We start from the raw sequence: 2,841 nt of genomic DNA on the forward strand, positions 1-2,841 counted from the left end.
CGGGGCTCCGATCCGGTCGGCTACGTCGGTGCATGGTGTAGTTGTAGAGCGCAACCGCCATCGGGAACAGATTGGACAGCACACCCACCGAGTCATTCTTACCCCAGATAAAGTAGGACAACAGCAGAGCGCTACCGAGAATGCTCATCGTCCAAAACAACTCTGGGAAAGCAGGCTTGCCCTGGCGGCGGGTCGCCAGCATTTGCACGGCCCAGCGTCCCGCGAACAGCAGAGTTCCTAGATAGCCGATGAGCTTCCACGGCGTGACAATGATGCCGAAGACGCTAGCAATTGGATTGTCCATACCGCGATTCTCGTGGGACAGAACCGCGTTAGACGAATGCGGCGCAAAGAATCAATCGCCGTCCTGCCGCGCGCCATCTTTGCATCACTGGCAGACATCTGTGTCAACGCCCTTGCAGATGCGTGCTTTGCTGTGCCTACTGCGCTTTGTAGCCACCGACTTGTCCATCAAGTAAGCGCACCCATTGCTCCCCATCCTGCTCTGCGCTCGCTGAGGAGCGTGGAAGCATTTCATCGATCAACGACGGTCGGCTGCGACCCGAACTCAGGTGCGAATGCGGTTGCCCTAAAGCGCCAACGGGCAGTTCAACAGTCCACGCCGGCCCAACGCATTGCGACTACTGACCACACGCAACAGCTGCCCGTCTATGGAATACAGCATGTAGTGGCTATGAGGCGCATAGTCCGTCGGACGTCGGCAGGCGGGCACTGGTGTCTGGACGACAGGTCAGACGCCGCGACCAGCAATTGCACCTTGCTGGTGTTATCCACATTGTCACCGGTGCCTTCCGAGTTTGCTATTTTCTTTGCTCGCCGTGGCCCTTTTTGAGCGAAACCCGGTGCCCAAGACCGGGCCGGCATCTTTCTTGATTGGCGTGAGGCGGTCGTGTTGCTCGCGCACAAACGTCTGTCGATCATCGCACTCCGACCTGACATGCCGCCGTCCGATTGATTCTCACGACTGCGTTCGTCTAACGCCGATAGCGTTCCGGAACCGCCAATCATTGAGGATACGGATGAATGGGTTCGACCACAGCGGTGCAATTCGAAGACATGCCCTTGCACTGGCTGTTTCGCCCAGGCCGCGACACGTTACATGATGTGCGGCTCGACTACGGCTGGTTGATCGGCTTCGGCCTGCTGCTGATCGCAACCGGCATCGGCTTACGTGATCCCTGGCCGGCCGATGAACCACGCTTCGCTTTGATCGTGCGGGACATGGTCGCGACTGGCGAGTGGCTGTTACCTCGGGTGGGCGGCGATGTCTATGCCGACAAGCCGCCATTGTTCTTTTGGCTGATGGGACTGTCACTACTCGCGACAGGCTCGCTGCGCATCGCCTTCCTGTTGCCGTCATTGTTGGCCGGCATCGGTTGCGTGCTATTGATCTACGATCTGGGCCGGCGCTTGTGGACTCGCGAGACCGGGCTAGCGGCGGGCCTCGCGCTGCTGCTCACCATCCAGTTCGTCTGGCAAGCGCGCCAGGCGCAGATCGATGCGACGCTGTGCTTCTGGTGTGTGCTCAGTTTGTACGGACTGCTGCGACACCTGCTCATCGGCCCTGCCTGGCGATGGTATGTGGTCGGCTGGGCCGCCGCCGGCTTCGGCGTTATCACGAAGGGCGTCGGTTTCCTGCCGCTCCTCCTTTTGATTCCATTCGCCGTACTGCGCGCGGGAAAATGGTCGCCGCGCGCACACGGCACCTCGTGGTTGCCATGGCTGCTCGGCCCGCTGGCATTCATCGCTGCCGTCGGTGTCTGGCTGGTGCCCATGCTGCTAGCAGCGCACGCCGATCCGATGCTCGCCGCCTATCGCGACGAGATTCTGTTCCACCAAACTGTTGGCCGCTACACCGACGCTTGGCATCACCGCAAACCGGTCTGGTACTTCGCGATCGAAGTCATTCCAGCGTTGTGGATGCCGCTCACGCTATTGCTGCCCTGGCTCACACCGCAGTGGCGCAGGGCGTGGCGTGAAGGCGATCTGCGCATCGCCCTGCCGCTGTGCTGGATCGTCATGGTCGTAGTGTTCTTCAGTCTGAGCAGCGGCAAGCGCGGCGTATATGTATTGCCAGCGGTCCCGGCCTTGGCGCTCGTCTGCGCCCCGTATCTCATCGAGATGATGCAGCGGCGCGCGATACAGTTCACGGCCTTTGTGCTTTCTTGCACGATCGCCGCTGTGTGCTTGCTAGGCGCTGTGTTCTTGCTGATGCAGCCCGACCAACGCGCCAAAGTGCTCGCCGACAGCGACATCGACGCGTTCCACCCGCTGCTGCTCATGGGCCTAATGACGGTGTTGATCTGCATCATCGCAAGAGCGCGTCGCGGCTTTATCGCTTATGCAGGCGTGCTGACGACTATACTGCTGGTAGTCAGCTATTGGGTGAACCCCGTCATGAACGACGCGCGTTCCGGAGCCGACTTCATCTCGCGAGTCGAGCGGACGGCCGATCCATCGCTCGAGTTGGGTTTCATCAGTTTCAAGGAACAATACCTGCTCAATGTACATCGGGCCATCGTGCATTTTGGTCATGCCCGCTGGCGTGAAGCGGATCAGGAAGCGGCCGACGCGGCGTTATGGTTGAGTCAGTCGCCGCGGCGACAGCTGGTGGTCAGCGCGTATGCGCGCAATCTGTGTTTCACCATAGCCGAGAGTGTTCCCCTCGGCGAAGCGAATCGAATCGAATGGTTCATTGTTCGCGGCGCCGCCCATCCCGATTGCGTGGCCCGCGGCACGGCCGTTTCCATGTATCACTACTCGCCGCCAACCGTGCGCCGCGAACTCCTTTCCGCAGCAAACGACTGATATCGCCGTGTC

The 2,841-nt window shown here is 60.4% G+C and carries 2 protein-coding genes; one reads left to right on the forward strand and one right to left on the reverse strand.

Going from position 1 to position 2,841, the window contains the following annotated elements; all coding sequences use genetic code 11:
- On the reverse strand, positions 1 to 304 hold a 304-nt coding region (locus tag JNL55_RS22810), incomplete at its 3' end, for a lipid-A-disaccharide synthase N-terminal domain-containing protein (protein WP_293859427.1).
- Between the two features lie 740 nt (positions 305 to 1,044).
- Here JNL55_RS22810 and JNL55_RS22815 point away from each other — a divergent pair.
- Positions 1,045 to 2,829 (forward strand): ArnT family glycosyltransferase, encoded by a 1,785-nt coding sequence (locus JNL55_RS22815; RefSeq protein WP_293859430.1) that lies wholly within the window; start codon positions 1,045 to 1,047, stop codon positions 2,827 to 2,829.
- Positions 2,830 to 2,841: the final 12 nt, after the last annotated feature.

Source organism: Steroidobacter sp. (assembly GCF_016790065.1).
Classification (GTDB): Bacteria; Pseudomonadota; Gammaproteobacteria; order Steroidobacterales; family Steroidobacteraceae; genus Steroidobacter.

Coding starts and splice junctions, on each gene's coding strand:
- JNL55_RS22815 (WP_293859430.1), top strand. CDS start 1,045: ATGGGTTCGACCACAGCGGTGCAATTCGAAGACATGCCCTTGCACTGG.